This is a genomic window from Marinobacter alexandrii (genome assembly GCA_039984955.1).
Taxonomy (GTDB): domain Bacteria; phylum Bacteroidota; class Bacteroidia; order Cytophagales; family Cyclobacteriaceae; genus Ekhidna.
This window is the reverse complement of record JBDWTN010000007.1, coordinates 2,926,799-2,948,046: the sequence shown is the minus strand read 5'-3', so window position 1 is coordinate 2,948,046 and position 21,248 is coordinate 2,926,799. Positions and strand designations below refer to the sequence as shown.

The window sequence follows — 21,248 nt, the reverse complement described above, 5'->3', positions numbered from 1 at the left end:
ATCATGTTTGATATAAATAAAATAACGCGCCAAAATGTAAAAGCGTTAAAGCCTTACTCCAGTGCTCGTGATGAGTTTGATGGAATTGCAGAAATCTCATTAGATGCCAATGAAAATCCATATGGATTTGGCCTTAATCGTTACCCTGATGCTTCACTAAAGGAATTAAAATCAACTTTCGGCCAATACAGAAATGTTGAAACAGATCGCCTGATCTTCGGTAATGGTAGTGATGAATTAATCGATTTGCTTATTAGAGCATTTTGCGTGCCGGGCGAGGATAAAATAGTGATGTTCCCACCTACTTTTAGCATGTATAGTGTGGCTGCTGCTGTCAATGATGTGGAAGTGGTCAAAGATTCGTTAAATGAAAATTTCCAAATTGATTTTGAAAGGCTAGAACCCAAACTAAGAGATGACAACCTAAAGATCATCTTCATTTGCTCTCCGAATAACCCAACTGGAAACAGCATAGATACGTCTGCCATTAAAAAAATCACACAATCATTTAATGGGTTAGTGGTTGTTGATGAGGCATATATTGACTTTGCAGGTAATAGTTTAATAAGTGACAATACCCCGAATCTTTTTATTCTACAGACATTTTCAAAAGCTCTGGGACTCGCTGGAGCTAGATTAGGGATTGGCATTGGGTCTAAAGAAGTGATTAACGTCCTCAACAAAATCAAACCTCCATACAATGTCAATTCCTTAACTCAGCAAAAAGCCATTGATATGCTTAACCGGCCTGAGTTAATCAAAAAGCAGGTCGAAATATTGATTGATGAGCGTCGAAAAATGGAGAAAGCATTGAGTGATATTCCAATAGTTAAGAAAATTTATCCATCAGACGCCAATTTCCTCCTCGTTGAATTTGATGACCCCAAAAAAGTCTACACTGATTTAATGTCAAAAGGGATCGTCGTGAGAGATCGCTCAGGTCAGGTATCAAATACACTTAGAATCACAATTGGAACCCCAGAAGAAAATCAACGCCTGATTGCTGCGCTTAAAGAAGATCACTACGAGGAGAAAGGCAGAATAGGAAGATGTGTTAGAGCAACTTCTGAAACCAAGATCAAAATTGAGGTAAACCTCGATGACCCTAGCACAACTTCCATTTCTACAGGAGTAGCCTTCTTTGATCATATGCTAGATCAAATCGCTAGACATGGAGCGATAGGTTTGCATGTAGAGGTTGAAGGTGATATTCAAATTGACACTCATCATACCATAGAAGACACAGCCCTTGCAATAGGCTCTGCATTTAATGATGCATTAAAAGATCGAAAAGGTATTGAGAGATATGGTTTTCTCTTACCAATGGACGATTGTTTATCGCAGGTCGCTATTGATTTTGGAGGTCGTCCATGGTTGGAGTGGGATGCTGACTTTAAAGCGACGCATGTTGGAGAAATGCCCACCGAAATGGTATCTCATTTTTTTAAATCATTTTCTGATACGGCTAGATGCAATTTGAATATTAAAGCAGAAGGAGAAAATGATCATCATAAAATTGAGTCCATTTTTAAAGCTTTCGCTCGGGCTATCAAAATGGCGGTAAGAAAAGACGATAGTGGAATTATGCCCTCTACTAAAGGAGTACTCTAAAAATTGATAAGTAACAATTAATAATTGACAATTGGTCGCTATAGTTAAATACAACGCTGGAAACATCCGCTCCGTGAAGAATGTACTTGATCGTATCGGTGTAGAGTCCGTCATAACCGATGACCCTAATAGCTTAAGGAGTGCAGAAAAGGTGATTTTTCCTGGTGTTGGAGAGGCAGGCACAGCAATGAGCTACTTGAAGGAAAGAGGTCTTGATGAAGTGATCAAATCATTGAAGCAGCCTTTTCTGGGTATTTGCCTAGGGATGCAATTGATGTGTACCCACTCTGAGGAAAAAGACACTGAATGCTTGGGTATTTTCAAGGAACACGTAAAGAAATTTCCTCCAATGGGTATTGTACCTCATATGGGGTGGAATGATTTTGCTGAGGCAAAAGGATCCCTATTCGAAGGGATACAAAAAACTGACAATGTGTACTTTGTTCATAGCTATTATGCAGAGATTGGAGAAGATACTGTTGGCACAACAGATTACCTCGTTCCATTCACTTCAGCTCTGCAAAAAGATAATTTTTATGGTGTCCAATTTCATCCGGAGAAGTCTGCGGATGTAGGAGCGAAGTTGATTAAGAATTTTTTAAAATTATGACTTGTAAAACGTCATCGCGAGCATGCGAAGCGATCTCAATTTCAAGATTGCTTCATCCGTCTACCGGCGGATTCGCAATGACGATAATATTAGAATTATGCGAATAATACCAGCCATAGACATCATTGAAGGAAAGTGTGTACGTCTTTCAAAAGGGGATTACGACACGAAGAAAATTTACAACGAAGATCCTTTAGAGGTAGCAAAGTCATTTGAAGACGCTGGCCTTCAGTATTTACACCTTGTAGATCTGGATGGTGCTAAGGAGAAACATATTGTCAATTGGAAAGTGCTTGAAAAGCTTGCTACGAAAACCAATTTACAGATTGATTTTGGCGGTGGTATCAAATCGGATCAAGATTTAAAAATCGCTTTCGAAAGTGGTGCTCAACAGATTACTGGCGGAAGTATTGCTGTAAAAGAACCTGTACTTTTTAGTAGCTGGATTACTGCCTATGGTGCAGACAAAATCATTCTAGGGGCGGATGCCTTAGATGGAAAGATTTCGATTTCAGGATGGCAAGAAGGGACTGACCAGCAAATTGAAGAATTTATCGAAGGTTATGTCGAGAAAGGTATCGAATATGTAATCTCTACGGATATTTCAAAAGATGGGATGCTAGAAGGTCCTTCCTTTGAGCTCTATGATTCCATTCTTCAGAAACTTCCCGATCTGAAGTTGATTGCCAGCGGTGGTGTGAGTTCTATAGATGATTTAGTTAAACTAAAAGAGAATGGATTAGAAGGCACTATTGTGGGTAAGGCTATTTATGAGAATAGAGTGACTTTAAAAGAACTATCAGAAATCAATGCTTAAGAAAAGAATCATACCATGCCTTGATATCAAAGATGGGCAAACCGTCAAGGGTGTCAATTTTGTGGACATAAGGAACGCCGGTGATCCAATAGAACTAGCCAAGCGCTACGTAAAAGAAGGAGCTGATGAGCTGGTATTCTTAGACATCACAGCTACCGTGGATAGACGAAAAACATTTGTGAAATTAGTAGAGCAAATTGCCCATGAAATCAATATCCCTTTCACAGTGGGTGGTGGTATATCTTCGGTAGAAGATGCTGCAGTTTTAGTAAAAGCAGGAGCAGATAAAATAAGTGTTAATTCCGCTGCGGTTAGACGACCAGAATTAGTACAAGAGATTGCTCATGAATTCGGCAGTCAATTTATCGTGGTAGCCATTGATGCCGGGCTTGTAAATGGCGAGTGGAAAGTGTTTGTCAAAGGAGGAAGAGAGGCTACAGACTTAGATGTATATGAGTGGGCAAAAAAAGTTGAATCTTTAGGTGCTGGTGAGATACTGCTTACTTCCATGCAAAATGATGGCACAAAGAAAGGCTTTGCTTTAGAGCTAACCGATAAGCTGTCAAAGGATTTAAACATCCCTGTCATTGCCTCTGGGGGAGCAGGCTCAAGTGAACATTTTGCAGACGTATTTGAACAAACCAAAGCGACAGGAGCACTTGCTGCTAGTGTCTTTCACTTCGGAGAAATTCCTATTCCTAAACTCAAAGAGTTTCTTAGAAATCAGAATATAGAAATCAGAATATAGCATATGACTAACTCAAAACTCGAGACTAACAACTCTCAATTAATTCCCGCAATCATCCAGCATGCACAAACCAATCAGGTGTTGATGCTTGGCTACATGAATGAAGAATCATTAGAAAAAACCAATAAGGAAGGAAAAGTGACATTCTTTAGTCGGTCTAAGCAAAGGTTGTGGACCAAAGGAGAAACCTCCGGTAATTTTCTGAATGTAGTAAGCATAGCAGAAGACTGTGACAATGACACTTATCTCATTAAAGTAATGCCCGAAGGCGGGACGTGTCATAAAGGAACTTATACCTGTTTTGGGGACAAAGAACCCGCTGGATTTCTACATGAACTGCAGGGAGTCATTAATTCTAGAAAAGAAAATCTTTCTGAAAAGTCTTACACTACAGAACTCTTTAAAAAAGGCACAAAGAAGATCGCTCAGAAAGTAGGTGAAGAAGCAACTGAAGTGATTTTGGAAGCTATGGATGGAAAAAAGGGCCTATTGATTGAAGAATCGTCTGATCTATTCTATCATTTTCTAGTATTACTCGCAGATCAGGGATTGAAGCTAGAAGATGTGGAAGCTAAACTAATGGAAAGGCATCAACGATAGTTTAGCCACTTTCCTCGATGACTATTTTTGATTGATCGATTAAATACGATTATTTAATTATTCTAATATAGAATTGCATTATTAATTGTGTTAACAATTATGTTATAAAAAGCATCATAGCTTGTCAAACAGCTATTTAAGAGGTCAGCAAATGCTGGCCTTTTTTAATCTATAGGAAATGGCACAAATACAAAGTTGGTAAACTCCTGATCGATTACGAATAAGCAACAAAACTCATCTGGATCTTTAAAATTCTCTTTAAATATCTTTTCATCTGCTATCAAACCTCTCTGCGCAAACTCTTCCATAAAAGAAGCATAATAATGCCAATCGTTTTCCGCTTGGAATGCCTCCACTAAGACCTGCCCAATAGGTTGATTGATCTGACACATAGGAAATATTGGGTACTCAGAAAAACCTTGCTTTCTGATCGCATATGATGCTTCTTTTAAAGGTTCTGATACCTTAACGAAATCTGCAGAGACGCGCCCCAATTGTTTTGGGTCTAATTCCGGATCGTTTTGCATGAGGTTATTGCTTTAATAGTAGGATCGATAAGCTAGTTAAATCAAAAAAACGGACATCTTCTTTAAAAGTGAATTCACTCAGTTTTTCTGAAGGCAAATAACGGATAAAAGCATATGAATTACTTAAGCAATATGAAAGTATTTGAATGAATATTGATTCGTTATTTATGAATTTTTTTGAACATTATCTGAGAAAACATTATCGTAATTTGTAGAGCTATACACATGAAATAATGTGATAGTTTAGTAATCAAGCAGATCATTAGCAACCAGCTAGTATCTTTCAAGAAATTCTTTATTTGATAAAAATGCAGGAGCTTTTAAGCGAAATAAGGAAGTGCACGATATGTGCCGATTATCTGGAGCTGGGGGCAAACCCAGTTCTCTCAGCACATCCTCAAAGTAAAGTCATGATTATTGGACAAGCCCCAGGAGCTGTTGTGCATAAAACAGGTATTCCATGGGATGATAAGAGTGGAGAACGACTAAGACAGTGGTTAGATGTTGATAAATCAACATTCTATGACCCTCAAGAAATAGCACTAATTCCTATGGGGTTTTGCTATCCTGGAAAAGGAAAAACAGGAGATCTTCCACCCAGACCTGAATGCGCTCCTCAGTGGCATGATTCCCTCTTTAAGCAGATGAATAAGTCAAAGTTGATTATTCTGATTGGAACATATGCACAGGCCTATTATCTAAAAGAAACGAGGAAGAGGACGTTGACAGATACGGTGAAAAACTATTCCGAATACTTACCTGACTATTTTGTTTTGCCACATCCTTCTCCAAGGAATAATATATGGATGAAAAAAAATGAATGGTTTGAAGAGGAATTGCTTCCGGTATTAAAAGAACAGGTAAATAATATTTTTAGCATAAGTAGATTATGAAATGTGTCCTTCCAAAATGCCTAAATGCTTTGATCCAACCATATTTTTTCGAATAACTCAAAGCCATGTAGACTTCCAGATTCTAATTTATCATAGTCATGCTCACCGTAAGGGTGCATTGCCTCCAGAAATGATTTCCATCGAATGCCGAAATCCTTTTTACACGATTCAAAAAAGTAACTCGCTTGCCATGAATTAAATTCCTCATGTTTTTTTAAGGCTTGGAGCATCATCTGATTGCCCATACATGATCCCTCAGAGACATAACAAAGTCCAACAACGTAAGCTGCTGGTTTGGTTGTAGATATGTCTATGGAATCAGAAACTTCAACTCCCAGTTGGCTTAAATCTTTTCTTAGAGCGTCCAACCGAATACAATCAGGCCAGTCCAGTATCTTATTACCATCATTGGCAATTGCGGTCGTATGTTTGGCAATGGTTAAATGGTGATAATAGTGGGTTTGCAATAGTTTGGAATAATAGGCTTTGCTGGGTTGCTCAAAAAAAAGATCACTTTCAGTTAAAAGCTCTAAGCGCTCATGTGCCTTGCGTGTAGCGTTACGTAAATTCGTCAGGTACAGAGGAATCTCACTCATTTTACTATATATTCTTCCACTATTTTTCTCACATCACTTTCTGTTAGAGGTTTCGATAAAAAATCTTTTGTTATTCTGAATTTTTTCATCTTTTCTCTATCTCTGGGGTTGACCGATGTAGTTAACATAACTACTACAGGTCCTCCTTTTGTATCGTCCGAGAGTTTTTCATATTCTTCTAAAAATTCCCACCCATTCATCTTCGGCATATTGATATCAAGAAAGATCAGATCGGGTCTGGGGTATGACTTTCCGATACCTTCATAGTTCCCACGATTTAATAAAAAATCCAAAGCATCCAAGCCATTGACACACTCCGCAACCTCTTCAGCTGCATCGGCTTTTTCTATCGCTTTTTTATGAAAAAAATTATCATCCTTATTGTCGTCTACCAATAAGATCAATTTAAGTTTATCTTTCATTTGCTTTGGTAATTGATTCATGTATACTGAATGAGAAGGTACTTCCTTGTCCTGATTCTGAGGTAACCCAGATCTTTCCATGTAATTTCTCAACGATCTTCTTACATTGAGCAAGTCCTATTCCTGTCCCCTCATATTCATCGGTATGCAACCTTTGAAACAATTGGAATATTCTATCAAAATATTTTTTCTCAATGCCTATTCCATTGTCTTTGACTGAAATAATCATGCAATCATCCGAATGAAGAGCTTCAATTACTATCCTTGGTAGATCTGTACTTTTTTTATATTTCAGAGCATTACTGATCAGATTCTGAAATAGCTGCCTTACCTCAATCTTGTCTGCCTTGATAACTGGAAGTTCATGGTATACAATAGAAGCACTAGATTCTTTAATCGTTACTTCCATATCAGTGATTAATTCATCCAAAAGATCTTGTAGGGATATCCATGTACTCTCCGTTTCCTGATTTAGCCTTGAATAATCCAGAATATCATTTATCAGATGCCTCATACGGGAAGCGGCCATGATGGTCTTCTGGATGTACCCACCTACTTTCACTTTTTCATCTTCGGAAATTTCTTCCGAGAGTAGTTGAACATAGTTGCTTACGGTTCTGAGTGGTTCTTGTAAGTCATGAGAAGCTACATATGTTAATTGCTCAAAATCGTCTTTCATCGCTCGGGATTGATGCAGATTTCTTTCTACAAGCTTTTTTTGCAATCCAAGATGAACACGTTCGACTATATCCAATTCGATTTGACTCCACGGCTCTGATCTTTGCCCTACTCGCTGTTCCCATTTTTCAAAAGACTTTCTTGGACTCAATCTTATTTCGCCATCATTCAGATAATCTACCTCATAGGGTTGATTTGGGTCACCCCCCCAATGAAATTTATAAGCCTGAGATTTCTTAAACCAAAGAATAAAGGATGAGTGATCATTATCAAAGCTGATTGAAACCATTCCTCCTATCTTTTCGGCTATTTTAAGTTGGGGTAGTTCGTTAGCCAGATCATCCGTGGAAAATGGTTCATAAGCTTGACGATTAACTAACCAATCCTTGATTTCTACTAGCTGCTTTTCATCTGGTACAAGTCCGTTTGATTTGATTCCCAAGTCTTGAACGATAACTGCACACCCATCCGCATCACACAAGTTTTGTATTTCTCCACTGATTTCCATCAGCTGTAGGCCAATCTCAGAGTCTATCCCTATTTTTGAAAGAAAGTCAGAATCACAATTCCTTTTGATAGCTAGCCCCTCATCAAAATTATGCTTTTCCACTTCGCTTATGCGCTGAGCAAGTGCATTTGCAATCAGTTCACCAGTCTTACGCATTTCATATGAAACAAACTTGGAAGCTTCATAATTATGGCAAGCAATGAGTCCCCAAAGTTTGTTCTCAATGATTATAGACAAAGTAAAGCTGGCTTTTACCCCCATATTCTTTAAGTACTGAATATGTATGGGCGATGTAGCTCGAAGTTGAGAATAGGATAGATCAAGCATGGGGATTGTATTTTGTATCCCCGGGTTGAACTGTAACCATGCGTTTTCCTGATTAACATCTGGAATAATTCGGCTTTTATTCAATAAAAAAAGATCTCTGGCCATCTTTGGGATATCTGTAGCCGGATAATGTAATCCCAAAAAAGATTCAAGTTGATCGTTCTTAGCTTCACCTATCACATGACCATGATTATCATGGTCAAACTTATATACCATCACACGATCATAATTTGATACTTTTCTGTATTGTTGAGCTAATTCATTGTACAACTCTTCTAATTCATTGATGCGATAAAGTGGGTGTGTAACAATCCTAATTGCGCGAAAAGTAGATAACTCAGCATGATCATCGAAGCTTGGTTCAAACTCTATAAACCTCCGTTGGTTGTGTATATGACGGATAATATTATATCTGGTATTATTTAGTTCAAGAGGTATAGGATCGACCGAATCCCATATTTTGGATTCATTCATTTCAACATGATATTGCATCAGGTGTTCCGGCATCCATTCATTCACCTGTTTAGTCCATATAGTATCCGCACTTACTTGAAACAATTCATTGAGTCCCTCACTACAGGCTAGCACATGATTGGGTGAATTATGATCAAAACAAAGGATATGTCCATGACCTTGAATGGCTACCGGACGATGAATCGGTTCTATATCGCAGTTATCCTCCGTAAGTGTAAAATCAGGATAAAGCTTTCTCTTATTAGATTCAGGATCATTCACAACGGAAATGTACTGTAAACAAATCGGAAAAAACATACTCTAACATGATTTACCATTTAGTCATGTTAATTGGCGTGTCTACTCAATCGTATTTCCTCAGAGAAAAAATTAAATCATACTGGAGTTCTGAAATCTGTCTTACCAAAAGGAACTTTTGAGCAAACATTATGGGTTAGGGGACTATGATTTATAAATTCAAATCCCAATTTGCTTTTTTTGCTCTGCTCATATCAGCATTTATAAGCAGCGCCCAAGATAAATCTTCCAATGATTTAGCATCAGGGTTAATAGTCAAGACGAGTACACTTGATTTTAACACCACCTACGAGAAAACTAAAACCAATATTGAAGCCAATCCCAATCTTAAAATTATTCTTGAGCTAGATCATAGTAAGAATGCTGCTTCTGTGGATTTGGATTTAAGACCCACTCGAATTATCCTCTTCGGTAATCCCAAGATAGGAACTGTATTGATGAAGGATAATCAATCTGTCAGCATTGATTTACCTCAAAAGATCATTGTTTTTGAAAGTGAATCGGGAGAGGTGAAAATAGCATACAATGACCCTTACTATCTAAAATCTCGTCATGAGCTTAAGGATCATAAAGTGCTCGAAAAAGTAAGTCAAGTACTGGACAAGATGACTGAAGTAGACTAGGGCTATTTGACTTAAATAAATCCTAAGTTTATCATTCTCATCTAGATAATCACCTATTTAAGCTTCAATAACACCACATTCTCCACATGCTGTGTCTGAGGAAACATATCCACTGGCTGAATTTTTACCACATCATACACTTCTCCTAAAACTTCTAAATCACGAGCTTGTGTTGCTGGATTGCAACTCACATAAACGATCCTATCCACTTTCAACTCTGCAAGTAGTTGTGTAACTCTTGGATGCATGCCTGCACGAGGTGGATCAGTGATAATCACATCCGGTTTTCCATGTTGATTGATGAATTCATTTGCAAGTAAATCTTTCATATCGCCAGCATAGAAATCAGTATTGTCTATTCCATTCAATTCAGAATTGACAAAGGCGTCTTTTATGGCGTCTTCCACATATTCAATCCCAACTACTTTTTTCGCTGATCGCGCGACGAAATTAGCAATGGTACCAGTACCTGTATAAAGATCATAAACCAATTCACTCTTCTGAATGTTGGCAAAATCAGCAGCTATCTTGTAAAGTTCGTGAGCTTGTTCAGAATTGGTTTGATAAAACGATTTTGGGCCAATCTTAAACTTCAAATCTCCCATCTGCTCCATGATGTGACCATTTCCAGCAAAGAGTTCAACTTCTAAATCACTAAACGTATCGTTTCCTTTTTCATTCACCACATACATCAAAGACGTAATTTGTGGAAAATCCCTCTTCAAGAAATTCATCAACGAGTCTATCAATTCCCGGTCTCGATAAAACACTTGAAGAATTACCATCACATCTCCTGTAGTGGCTGTCCTGATAACTAGATTTCGTAAAAACCCCTCTTGCTTTTTCACATCAAAGAATGGAATACCATGCTTATCTGAATAGTCCTTTACCGCCAACCGTATCTCATTAGATGGATCAGACTGAAGGTGACATTTGTTTACATTGATGATTTTACTGAACTGCTTCGGGATATGGAATCCCAAACCTGTTCGAACATGCTCTTCTCCAGAATCGATCTCTTCCTTTGTCAACCATCTAAAATTTGAAAAGGTGAATTCAAGTTTATTTCGATAAAAAGAAGTCTTTTCAGACCTCAAAATGGGCTGTATTTCAGGAAGAGCTAATCCACTAATTTTTTTGAGGTTTCCTTCTACATGCCCTTGTTTATATTTTAGCTGAGCTTCATAATCCATATGCTGCCACTTACATCCTCCACATAATCCAAAGTGCTCGCAAAATGGCTCTGTCCGTTCTTTAGATTTCAAATGAAATTCCTCAGTATATGCCTCTAAGAATTTCTTCTTTTTCCCATTTACTTTGACCCTTACCACATCTCCTGGAACTGTTTCTTTGACAAACACCACTTGCCCTTCAATTCTTCCTACTCCTTTTCCTTCTGAGGATATATCTATTATTTCCAGAGATTCAATTACATCACCTTTCTTCATAAAGTAAAATTACTATTTCGAATGCTTGATTTACAGGGTTTTTAGTAGTTTCATGTGTATGTTGCTAGTTTTACTGGCACACATGGAATTCGCATAAATTTATTCATCCATTGGTAAGTGTATGCTCATTTCATTGTTGTTCTTTTAGTAATGAAGAAATTAATCCTAACCTATCTTCTTGTTTCATGCTTTGGGCTTGCTAAAGCCTTTCATATTGTAGGGGGAGAAATAGAATTTATCTATCTGAGCGATGGTACCTATAGGATCAATTTGATTCAATATTTTGATGAGGCTCAATCTCAAAATCCAGGACCAGACCCATTCGTAACAGTGTATATTTTCAGAAATGGAGACAATCAATTGATGTCGACGCACAATCTATTTCTCGCACTTCAGGAAGATGTAGAATATTCAAATATTGAATGCGCCATAGATGAGCTCCAAACTTCCAGAGTATTCTATTCAGCAGATGTAATATTAAACCCACCCTCATATGCAAGCGATGACGGATACTACATCCAATGGGAAAGATGTTGTAGAAACGATGATGTCGACAACCTGGTAAACCCTTCAGGGACAGGAATGAACTATGTTCTGGAGATTCCACCATTGATGAGAGATGGAGAAATATTTAAAAACTCTTCCCCCGTATTATTCAAACCATTAAGTGATTATGCATGTGTCAATCAGCTATACTATGTGGAGTTTACAGGGGTAGATCCAGACGGTGACTCACTTGTCTATTCATTGACCACCCCGTTAAACAGCTCTTCCGCAGTTGCAGTACCGATACCGCAACCTAAACCCCATTTTGGGATAACATTTACCAGTGGCTTTTCCGAAAATAATATGGTTGGCGGGTCCCCTCCGCTGCAAATCAGTAGTAGAGGCCTCCTCACTGTCAATCCGGATCAAACTGGACTCTTCGTTTTCGCTGTGAAAGTAGAGGAATATAGAAATGGAGAAAAAATCGGTGAAGTAAGACGCGACTTTCAAATGTTGGTAGTTGATGGATGCGAGCCACCAGATCCGCCAGTCGTAGATATTGATATACCAGGAAATCCTACATTCAATCCTGAAATAGACATACTTACCTATACGGCTAGCGATACAGAAAAATGCTTTGACTTTTTGGTCTCAAATGTCACGTTTGGAGAGACCATTTCTTTAAGAGCCGAAGGGGTAAATTTCAATGAGGAGCTGAATGAAATCTTCACTATAAATCGAGTCCCTGTAGGTGTTGACGGAAGTGACCTACAAATTGAAGTTTGTATTCCAGATTGCCCGCCTATCCGAGATGCTCCATTCATTCTTGATTTGATCGCAGCAGATAATGCATGCCCTTTACCACAATTGGATACAGTGAGGTTGACCATACAGGTAGAATCTCCACCAAATCAAGTTCCGCTAGCTTCAAGTTCATCCAATACAATTATCAGAAACGAAGGAGATCCTCCCTATTCTCAAGTCATTAACGGAATAGATACAGATAATGATGAGCTGGATATAACCTTATACATCGAAGGAATAGCAGATCCTTCTGCTCACGGATTTGATTTGATCAATGTGACTGGCACTGCAGGCAATGTACAAGGAACACTCACCTGGGATACTGATTGCGAAGTATTTGATTTTTCTGAAATTCAAAACTTTAATTTATCGATTATAGTCAATGATGCAGACCTATGTGATCTCCCGGGAGATACACTTTTTATTGACGCAGAAGTCTTGCTCCCCGCAAACACCAATCCTGTTATTTCATTGGGATCTACTTTACCCAGTCAAATAGATTTAGGATCGACCTTAAATACAGAAATAATTGCAACCGATTCGGATGGAGATGATTTAACGCTCTCTTTCGTCGCTGGAAACTTCGATGCTGAGTTTTATGGAGCAATCTTTAATGCAACAAGTGGAAATTCCTCAATCAGCTCTTTTTTCAACTGGGACCTAGCTTGTAATGCGAATCTATTTGTTGATGGTCAACAATTTGAATTGCTATTTATAGCTGATGATGATGATAAGTGCAAAGTCAAAAATTTCGATACACTTAGGCATATCATGCAGGTTAATTATCCCTCCAACTCTTCTCCTGAATTTGATCCAATAGAAAGAGTCCAATCTCTCCGAGTGAATGAGTTTGTAGAAATTGAAATTGATGCTTTTGATCCTAACACGCAGGATCAAATTACAATACAGTTCGCAGAAGGAATAAGACCTCCGTCATCAGGAACTTTAGAGTTAGAGCCAGTTACAGGACAAGGGAGGATAAAAGCACTTTTAAAATGGCAACCTGAATGTTCACTACTCCGATTTGGAGAAACTTCTTCTTTACAGGATATTGTTATTCAAGTATCTGATAATGCTTGCCCCATTCAAAACATTGATACACTTAAGCTGACTTTTGAAATTTTTGACGATTCTGATAGACAAAAAGATTTTCTTCCTCCAAATGTCTTTACACCAAATGGGGATGACAAAAATGACCTATTCAAGTTATCTGGAAACTTCGATCCAAATCAAAACCTTCCTCCTGATAATTGTAATAATAACTTTGAGTTTATTACGATCACCAATCGTGCTGGTACACCCGTCTTTGAATCTTCATCCAGGGATTTTGTTTGGAATGGTAATCAGTTCCCCAGCGGGATATATTATTACGTCATCAAGTATACCAATTCTGAATTTAAGGGATACGTACATTTAATGAGATAGTGTTTTGCTATTAAATTAAAATCCCACACCTATTCTAAATCCACTCCCGAAGAAGTTACTGTTTTGGAATGCCCAATAATAATCCACACGCATGAACTTAAAAATATGTTCAATACCGGCTCCTACTTCAACATAATTACCAACCGTCTCAGTTGTTAAATAGTTAACAGATGCTACTGCCTGAAAGTTAAGTTTCTTGACTAATGGGATCTTGTTAAAAATGAATTCATTAAAATGATGCTCATAATGAGCTTCTAAATACGGTTTTGATGTACTGAATATATAAAATGGTAAAAGTTCAAATTTCAACGCCTTTCCAACTTGGCTCAATGAAGTCTGGTTTCCAGCAAAGTGCTTATACTCCACAAAAGTCAGGTCATCCTTATTGAGAAAAGCCCCAGCTGCTACAGCATAGCTACTCGTTCCAACTAAACCAAGGCTCATATCGTCATCAACTCTTAATTGTACAAAATCAAATTTCACATCACTGCCAAGTGCATTTATACCTTTCCTATAGGTCAAGAATACTTCTGGGTACTTAGAACTGTAGATAAACTTTCTATCCGGCCTGGTAGCGTATGTCTGCTTGAATCGAAAGCGAAATGTGGCCTCAAATATTAATGCTTGATTTCTCTCAAATCTAGTATCATCGAGTTCTGTATTGAGAGGTTGGTTACTTGTAAAATTCGTCTTTTCTTCCGTTGCAAATGTAAAGTCGGTTGTGTTCGACAAGGTAGATCGTGAAGCATATTCCAACCTAGTGTTCAACAAAATTCCATTCTTTACTTCCTGCTGGAAGCGTACATAGCCAAAAGTCTTTTCAAAAATCTTCAAATAGTTTTCCCCACTTACCAAGGTTACATAGCTATTTATAAAAGGAGTTATCGCCTCTGTCTCATCAAACTGAGCAACATAACGTCCACCTCCGGCATAAAATCGTGTAAACTTATCGTCTAATTTGCGATAGCTTCCTTCTACTTTCGCATTAAATCTTTCATTCGAAAAGCCATACCTAAGCGATGGCCTGATCCAATATTGGGTTCTACCATCTACCTGCTTCCAAATAGTTGGTTGAATTTCCGGGACAAATCCCTCTACTGTATTGAATTGAAAAATACTTATCACAGGCGGAAGCGACCAATACTTTTCAGCTACGCTATTCGAATGTGTATAACCGCTCAAAAATATATTTCCTAGCGTAAGTTTATTGGTCTCAGTGTCAACGGAATCTTTGTAAGGAACACTTTCCTTTACAAGCCGAATACTGTCCTTCACTTGATAGTCTTCTACTTCAATTTCAGTAAGCGGTACAGGTCTGATATTCTTCCAATAAGTAGAGTCACGCTCATTAGAACCTTCTTCCACGACTAAAACTTCCGCACTAAAATCTTCTTCTTGAAAAAGATCCTCTTCTCCTTTCACAGCAAACTTTTCTTCATAAAGATTCTCTTTTTTGTAAATGTCATAGTTGGGTTCCACTTGATAGTTTGAATAGACCCCTATGTAATATCCACTCCCTTTGAATCCAAAGGCCCCAAAGACGAAAGAATATTTCTGCGAAAGAGGCATCCATATATCGTGTTGTGATGGAGCGAATACTTGATTGATTTTGAGTGAGTCAATAAATTCCAATCCTCTAGCTTTCGTAACTAATAGATCGATGGTGTGAAACCGCCATTCATCTTCCACAATGTAAACCACTCCCTCAAACACTGGATCTGTTGATCTCCTTGGTATTACTTTTATTTTATTGATGAATTTCCCATTCTCTTCAAAAAATCCCAGCCACTCATAATCATAAAATAAGAAGGCTTGAGGTGAAATTGGTGATACAAACTCACGCTCCATATCAAGGTCAATGAATTTCTCATAAACATTAATGTTAAAATCAGAAGCTTGGTTGAAGCTAAACCCTTGCTCGTTTCCACTTACTTTAGAGCTAATCATGCGCTCAGAAACCTTATCTGGCAACTCAAAGGAAAACTCTGACACAGATTCTGAGAGGTACAAAATTCCTGTATCGACAGTAATCTTTTGTCCTAAAATTTTATCGGGCCTATCATTCAACCTAAAAAGGCCCTTCAAATACGTATCTGTCTTAAACGCTTTTACCTCATCTTTATAGAACTTTCTCTTTTTAATCGCTTCCCTGATTACTCTATAGGCAGGATTTTCATCCCCAGCTGTGACCACTACTTCCTGAAGCTGGAGGGCCTGTTCTTTAAGGGTAAAGTCAAATCTTATGGCTTGCCCCTCATTTAGGGTAATCTGTTTTTCCATTACGCCGTACCCTACATATTGCGCTACAATAGTATGCGTCCCTGCAGGTACTTTCAGGAAAAACTCTCCCTCACTATTAGATGTCGTCCCATTAGTTGTCCCCTTTACATATACAGTGGAGAATGGAAGTGGTTCACCAGATTCACTTTTGGTGAATCCCTTGATTCCTGTTTGCCCGAAACTTAAGAAAGAAAGAAAAATCGCGAGTACCGAAATATATAATTTCATTTAGGTGTGTTGGTTTTAGTGATAATGCTTTGATGCCAAATTAGGTTGCATCATGAATCTTTTAAGAGAAAGTTTTTATTGTGAGTTATCTTGGCAAAAGTTATACCATAGCTTAAAATCGAGCATGCAAAAAGTAGCAATAGTAACGGGAGGTTCCTCTGGGATTGGTAAGTCATTAGTACTAAAATACGCTAACGAGGGATATGCGGTAGTATTTACAGGAAGGAATGGAGATCGCATGGCACAAGTGGCAACAGAGCTTGGTGAGCGGCCCTTTCTCGCACTAGAGCTTGATGCCTCGGATAAAGATGATAATGAAAAAATGGTTGATGAGACCATGAAAAAGTTTGGACGCGTTGATGTATTGGTATGCAATGCCGGAATCTCCATGCGAGCACTTTTTGAAGATGTGGAACTTGAAGTCTTCAAACAATTGATGGATATCAACTTCTATGGGGCCATTTATGCAACAAAATATGCTTTGCCACATTTACTTGAATCCAAAGGAACTATAATAGCTGTGTCATCCATCAATGGCTGGAGATCTACCCCAGCAAGAACAGCTTATTCGTCTTCCAAATTTGCCATGCAAGGCTTCTTTGAAGCTTTGAGAACAGAGGTAATGACACGTGGCGTACATGTTTTGGTTGTTTGTCCTGGCTTCACCAGTTCCAATATTCGAAACGTAGCACTCACCGCTGATGGAAAAGCACAGGGAGAATCTCCAAGAGATGAGAAAAAAATGATGAGTTCCGATGAAGTAGCAGAAAGAACATATCAAGCTGCCAAGAAGAAAAAGCGTGACCTTATCTTAACTTTTCAGGGCAAAATGGCAGTTTTTCTTAACAAGGTAATTCCTTCCCGATTAGATAACATGATTTATAACATGATGAAAAAAGAGCCAGACAATCCGCTTAAATAAGCCTGATTCTAGAATTCCTTACATAAACCTCTCTTCCGTCCCACGAAATTTTTGCCCAAGCCTGATCCACACTCAGCACCTTTACCTTATGTCCCTTCTCAATAAAATCAATTGGTTCACCTCCTGCTGAAGGTCCAGAACGCAGAAGTGTTTGATCAGATACAATAATTCCCTCTTTGCTACGCTTGAAATTAATAACTGCAAAAAGAGCTAGAATTACTATTCCTTGAATGACTACTGCCGCAATTGGTGTTTGGTTTTCCTTCCGTTTTATAACTATATATACAGAAAACAGAACAATGAGAGATATAAGAGCAAGTGCTACCGAATTTCGATACTTCGTATGTAATGCGACAAAATAGTCTACATCGTTATAGGTATACCCACTCAACTCATTTTCCTCTGCAAGCTCTTCAATCTTTCCTATTACTTCTCTATTCGCTGACTTTTGATAATAATGATCGAGATAAAATAGAGCTTCCGTGTAGTTGCCAAGTCCATCTTGTATGAAAGCCATTTTTAATAACATAGATGCAGATGTCTGATTTTCATTAAAAATCTGCTGATATTCAGTGAATGCTTCCGTGTATTTCTGCAAAGAAAATAATGAATCGGCTTTGATAAGCACGTCATTTTGGGCTATTAAAGCACTTAGTTGGCAGCAGAATAAAATTCCCAGAAATAATCTCACCTTTATTCGGTAAATCATGTGGTAAAATTGGTTAAGATTTTTATTTTTGCAACCGCAATTTAAGACAGTGGTCTTGAATTGCTCTTCTTTTTATACGAAAGGAAATTTTTAATGACTGGCTAGCTCAGCTGGTAGAGCAACGCCCTTTTAAGGCGTGGGTCCTGGGTTCGAACCCCAGGCCAGTCACCATCTTCAAATCCCAACAATTCAGTTGGGATTTTTTGTATGCAACAAATCATACACAAATAGGTAATAAGTCAGGGTTAACCCAATTCAGGAAAGTCTAGGGTCAGTCTCTCGGAAGCTTAAACTACTTACTCTTATTCCTTTCGAGTAGTTAAAAATTTATGCTAAGGTGTGATGAGTGGGTTGGGTCTACTGAAATAATTCTCACACTTAGCCCATTATGTCAATGCACTTATGAATGGCATTAATCAATTGTTCAGCATTTTTAAGAGGTTTCTGAATGAATGAAACATATTCCACATCATAATTCTCCATTACCTCCTCAGGATGACTAGATATTACAATGGTTTTAGGTTTATGCTCACTTAACTCTAACACTTCTGGTCCCTCAAGTCCAGAAATATTGATGTCCAGCAACAAAATATCAGGCTTGTCTAAATCAATTCGCTTGGCCGCATCCAACGTATTGTCCGAAGTGCCAATTAATTTCATTTGAGGGACTTTACTAACAACTACTTTTAAAATCTCTACAAAAGCAGGATCATCCTCTATGATCAGGTATCTATATTCTTTGTTGCTCAATGTGATACTATCTTCTCTAATATAACTAACAAAATTAGGGCTTTTTCACTGACCGTAAAATACAGCAAAGCAGTCGAAGTTCTTATATCAATTCCAGTTTATGTCAAATCACTTACTTAAGGAATCATTTCCTTTAAGCGAACCCACCATTAAACCCCTCTTTTTAAAAAATAATCTACTTTCTTTTCAAAGTATAAATCACCTTTTCGAGAACGCCTCTTTCTTCTGGTGGTTCTATTTTCGTAATCCTTTCTCCTATCAATACAGCTATAGGCTTTAGCTCTTTTACGTGACTGCATACTACTTTCAACATGGCCACCAAAGGCAAAAACAAGATCATTCCAGGGATCCCCCAAAGTACCCCTCCTGCTATTAAAGAAAAGATAGAGAACAATGCATTTATTTGCATATTCCCTCCAACTATTCTTGGACTTAGAAAATTTCCCTCCACAAACTGAATAAACCAAAATATGCCAATAACGCCTATGGCGTACCAATAACTATCATATGTAGCAAATGCATAGAGTGTAGGGATAAGCCCTCCAAGAGTGGTTCCTACGTAAGGTATTATAGCCAGTAACGCTGCTAAAAATCCAAAAAAGAAGGCATAGTCAATGCCAAGGATTAAGAGACCAACAGTATTTAAAACACCCAGAATAAGAATCAAAAAAACCATTCCCATGAAGTATTGTTGTCCCACTTGTTGAACCTCTCTTAGCATTTTCAAAAATGAACCTCTATTCTTTTTTGAGCTAAATCTGACAAGAGCTTCAGTTAGATGCTCACTATAGAAAATGATCAAAAAAGTATAGATAACAGAGAGTACAACAAACGAAAGAAAAGAGCTCGTTACATTAACCGTATCGGATATGATTAAGAAGCTACTATCTGAAAATACATTTGAAAGTTTCTCTAGAATTGTCTCTGATTCTAAATCAGGAATCACTTGAACTTTGTTGTTGAGAAACGAAATAGAAGTTTCCAAGGTACTTTCTAGTTTTTCTAGAAAATTTGAATACTCACTCACAATATCAATAATCTGAGCGGAGAATAGTACAAGTATCCCAATGGTTAAAATGAATACTCCTCCTATGGTCAGAAAGATTCCAATAATTTTTTTGACTCCTTTTTTCATAAGCCACTTAACCACTGGATAGAGAATGAATGCAAACAACATCGCAAAGCAAATCGGCACCAGAATCACTTTACCAAAAAAGAGAATTGCTGCTACTCCAATGATGGAGGCTATGATATAGAATAACTTACTAAAAGAGATATGCATGATTCTTTCGTTAGGAGAGCTAAAGATACTTCTGTGTTCTGTAAGGGACATCAATAAATAAAAAACCCTTCCTATATATCAGGAAGGGTTTTTGTACCTGAGGCCGGAATCGAACCGGCACTCCTTGCGGAACACGAGTTTGAGTCGTGCGCGTCTACCAGTTCCGCCACTCAGGCAAAGCGTTTTTAGCAAACGGTGGGCAAAAGTATCTAATCAATAATAACATTGCAACATGCTATTTTATATTTGACTCTAATAAGTGAAATATGCCTAAAGAAATAAGTGTAATCAACGAGCCTTGCCTAAACTGTAATGATATCATCAATGGATCTTATTGCAAAAATTGTGGTCAAAAGGCTATTGATAATGTAGATCGATCAATGTTAACACTTATGGGAGATTTTTTCGGCAACCTCTTCTTCCTTGATAACAGATTTTATATTTCCTTAAAAAACCTCCTGTTCAAACCAGGAGTGATGACCATCGAGTTTTTAAGTGGGAAAAGGCGCAAGTATCTATCTCCAATCTCACTCTTCCTTTTTGTTAACTTGATCTATTTTTTCCTTACTCCATTAACTGACTACTCTTTGCCATTAATTGATCAGATAAAACATCAACCATATAGTAGTACGGCTAAAGAATGGGTGGACAAAAAAATTGAAGCTAGAGGAATTAAATTTGATGAATATAAACGTAGGTACAATAAAAATTCAGACGACATCTCAAAAATCATCATGATTTTGAATGTCCCATTGATTGCCTTGTTTGTCTATTTATTCTCTTTTTGGAGAAGACGCTTCTACTTTGACAGTTTTATTTTCTCGATCCATTTTTTCAGCTTCTTCCTTTCCATTATTATCATCGGAGACCTAATTGATACCTACCTTGGCTTTCTTCCAATATTGAATAATGAAAAAATATGGTTTGTCACGTTCCTTTTAATCATTCCAATTGTTTATCTAATTATTTCCTATAAAATATTTACTGAGAACAAATGGTGGTTTTCCATACTTATTTCCCCATTGCTTTTTTTAGGAATTGCAGTATCTCAAGGATTTTATAGGTTTATCATCTTCTGGATTACTTTCCTAAGTACCTAATCTTATCAAGGACGCTAATAAGCATAAAGCCCCCCTCCAGTAGATAGATTTTTTGATCACACGTTGTGAATTAATACTATTCT

The 21,248-nt window shown here is 37.7% G+C and carries 19 protein-coding genes and 2 tRNA genes; 11 read left to right on the top strand and 10 right to left on the bottom strand.

Going from position 1 to position 21,248, the window contains the following annotated elements:
- Window positions 1–3: 3 nt before the first annotated feature.
- From hisC to hisIE, 5 genes are read left to right on the top strand one after another with little or no spacing between them, the layout of a single operon-like run.
- The gene (hisC, locus tag ABJQ32_19400; protein MEP5291830.1) at window positions 4–1,611 is read left to right on the top strand and encodes a histidinol-phosphate transaminase; all 1,608 of its coding nucleotides are present in this window, start codon (window positions 4–6) and stop codon (window positions 1,609–1,611) included.
- Between the two features lie 31 nt (window positions 1,612–1,642).
- Window positions 1,643–2,221 (top strand): imidazole glycerol phosphate synthase subunit HisH, encoded by a 579-nt coding sequence (hisH, locus tag ABJQ32_19395; protein ID MEP5291829.1) that lies wholly within the window; start codon window positions 1,643–1,645, stop codon window positions 2,219–2,221.
- A 22-nt stretch (window positions 2,222–2,243) separates the two neighbouring features.
- The gene (hisA, locus tag ABJQ32_19390) at window positions 2,244–3,038 is read left to right on the top strand and encodes a 1-(5-phosphoribosyl)-5-[(5-phosphoribosylamino)methylideneamino]imidazole-4-carboxamide isomerase (protein MEP5291828.1); all 795 of its coding nucleotides are present in this window, start codon (window positions 2,244–2,246) and stop codon (window positions 3,036–3,038) included.
- Window positions 3,031–3,786 carry an imidazole glycerol phosphate synthase subunit HisF gene (gene hisF / locus ABJQ32_19385; GenBank protein MEP5291827.1) on the top strand — a complete coding sequence of 252 codons (756 nt, stop codon included), beginning with the start codon at window positions 3,031–3,033 and terminating at the stop codon, window positions 3,784–3,786. The genes hisA and hisF overlap by 8 nt, the downstream gene beginning before the upstream one ends.
- A 3-nt stretch (window positions 3,787–3,789) precedes the next feature.
- Window positions 3,790–4,386 (top strand): bifunctional phosphoribosyl-AMP cyclohydrolase/phosphoribosyl-ATP diphosphatase HisIE, encoded by a 597-nt coding sequence (gene hisIE, locus ABJQ32_19380; protein MEP5291826.1) that lies wholly within the window; start codon window positions 3,790–3,792, stop codon window positions 4,384–4,386.
- A gap of 164 nt (window positions 4,387–4,550) precedes the next feature.
- On the opposite strand, the gene ABJQ32_19375 is transcribed toward hisIE, so the two are convergent.
- Window positions 4,551–4,913, bottom strand: coding sequence for a hypothetical protein (locus tag ABJQ32_19375; protein MEP5291825.1), 363 nt, complete (start codon window positions 4,911–4,913; stop codon window positions 4,551–4,553).
- Window positions 4,914–5,221: 308 nt separating this feature from the next.
- Here ABJQ32_19375 and ABJQ32_19370 point away from each other — a divergent pair, with 308 nt between their 5' ends.
- Window positions 5,222–5,806: a uracil-DNA glycosylase family protein gene (locus tag ABJQ32_19370; GenBank protein ID MEP5291824.1), complete on the top strand. Its 585-nt coding sequence runs from the start codon at window positions 5,222–5,224 to the stop codon at window positions 5,804–5,806.
- A 20-nt stretch (window positions 5,807–5,826) separates the two neighbouring features.
- Here the strand turns inward: ABJQ32_19370 and ABJQ32_19365 are convergent, their stop codons facing one another.
- Genes ABJQ32_19365 through ABJQ32_19355 form a run of 3 tightly spaced genes read right to left on the bottom strand, consistent with a single transcriptional unit; the run spans window position 5,827 to window position 9,108 of the window.
- Window positions 5,827–6,402 (bottom strand): biliverdin-producing heme oxygenase, encoded by a 576-nt coding sequence (locus ABJQ32_19365; GenBank protein ID MEP5291823.1) that lies wholly within the window; start codon window positions 6,400–6,402, stop codon window positions 5,827–5,829.
- Window positions 6,399–6,824, bottom strand: coding sequence for a response regulator (locus ABJQ32_19360; protein MEP5291822.1), 426 nt, complete (start codon window positions 6,822–6,824; stop codon window positions 6,399–6,401). Before ABJQ32_19360 ends, ABJQ32_19365 begins: the two co-directional genes overlap by 4 nt.
- Complete coding sequence (locus ABJQ32_19355; protein MEP5291821.1) at window positions 6,814–9,108, bottom strand: ATP-binding protein; 2,295 nt, start codon at window positions 9,106–9,108, stop codon at window positions 6,814–6,816. The genes ABJQ32_19360 and ABJQ32_19355 overlap by 11 nt, the downstream gene beginning before the upstream one ends.
- Before the next feature lie 146 nt (window positions 9,109–9,254).
- Between ABJQ32_19355 and ABJQ32_19350 the strand changes: the two genes are divergently transcribed.
- Window positions 9,255–9,731, top strand: a complete 477-nt coding sequence (locus ABJQ32_19350; protein ID MEP5291820.1) for a DUF302 domain-containing protein — start codon at window positions 9,255–9,257, stop codon at window positions 9,729–9,731.
- Between the two features lie 53 nt (window positions 9,732–9,784).
- Here the strand turns inward: ABJQ32_19350 and rlmD are convergent, their stop codons facing one another.
- Window positions 9,785–11,179, bottom strand: a complete 1,395-nt coding sequence (gene rlmD / locus ABJQ32_19345) for a 23S rRNA (uracil(1939)-C(5))-methyltransferase RlmD (GenBank protein MEP5291819.1) — start codon at window positions 11,177–11,179, stop codon at window positions 9,785–9,787.
- Window positions 11,180–11,329: 150 nt separating this feature from the next.
- On the opposite strand from rlmD, the gene ABJQ32_19340 reads away from it, so the two are divergent.
- Entirely contained in the window at window positions 11,330–13,894 is a 2,565-nt protein-coding gene (locus ABJQ32_19340; protein ID MEP5291818.1) for a gliding motility-associated C-terminal domain-containing protein, read from the top strand.
- Between the two features lie 15 nt (window positions 13,895–13,909).
- Here ABJQ32_19340 and ABJQ32_19335 read toward each other — a convergent pair whose 3' ends face one another.
- On the bottom strand, window positions 13,910–16,402 hold the full coding sequence (locus ABJQ32_19335) for a DUF5686 and carboxypeptidase regulatory-like domain-containing protein (GenBank protein MEP5291817.1): 2,493 nt from the start codon (window positions 16,400–16,402) through the stop codon (window positions 13,910–13,912).
- Window positions 16,403–16,526: 124 nt separating this feature from the next.
- Here ABJQ32_19335 and ABJQ32_19330 point away from each other — a divergent pair, with 124 nt between their 5' ends.
- Entirely contained in the window at window positions 16,527–17,324 is a 798-nt protein-coding gene (locus ABJQ32_19330) for an SDR family oxidoreductase (GenBank protein ID MEP5291816.1), read from the top strand.
- Here the strand turns inward: ABJQ32_19330 and ABJQ32_19325 are convergent.
- The gene (locus ABJQ32_19325; GenBank protein ID MEP5291815.1) at window positions 17,317–18,033 is read right to left on the bottom strand and encodes an SH3 domain-containing protein; all 717 of its coding nucleotides are present in this window, start codon (window positions 18,031–18,033) and stop codon (window positions 17,317–17,319) included. The two genes, ABJQ32_19330 and ABJQ32_19325, sit on opposite strands and share 8 nt — an antisense overlap.
- 95 nt (window positions 18,034–18,128) lie before the next feature.
- Between ABJQ32_19325 and ABJQ32_19320 the strand changes: the two genes are divergently transcribed.
- Window positions 18,129–18,204, top strand: a tRNA-Lys gene (locus ABJQ32_19320).
- Window positions 18,205–18,411: 207 nt separating this feature from the next.
- Here ABJQ32_19320 and ABJQ32_19315 read toward each other — a convergent pair.
- The 3 genes from ABJQ32_19315 to ABJQ32_19305 form a co-directional block, all read right to left on the bottom strand.
- Complete coding sequence (locus tag ABJQ32_19315) at window positions 18,412–18,783, bottom strand: response regulator (protein ID MEP5291814.1); 372 nt, start codon at window positions 18,781–18,783, stop codon at window positions 18,412–18,414.
- Between the two features lie 175 nt (window positions 18,784–18,958).
- Window positions 18,959–20,116 (bottom strand): AI-2E family transporter, encoded by a 1,158-nt coding sequence (locus ABJQ32_19310; protein ID MEP5291813.1) that lies wholly within the window; start codon window positions 20,114–20,116, stop codon window positions 18,959–18,961.
- Window positions 20,117–20,159: 43 nt separating this feature from the next.
- Window positions 20,160–20,241, bottom strand: a tRNA-Leu gene (locus ABJQ32_19305).
- Between the two features lie 90 nt (window positions 20,242–20,331).
- Between ABJQ32_19305 and ABJQ32_19300 the strand changes: the two genes are divergently transcribed.
- Window positions 20,332–21,165, top strand: a complete 834-nt coding sequence (locus ABJQ32_19300; protein ID MEP5291812.1) for a DUF3667 domain-containing protein — start codon at window positions 20,332–20,334, stop codon at window positions 21,163–21,165.
- The last annotated feature ends 83 nt before the right edge of the window (window positions 21,166–21,248 follow it).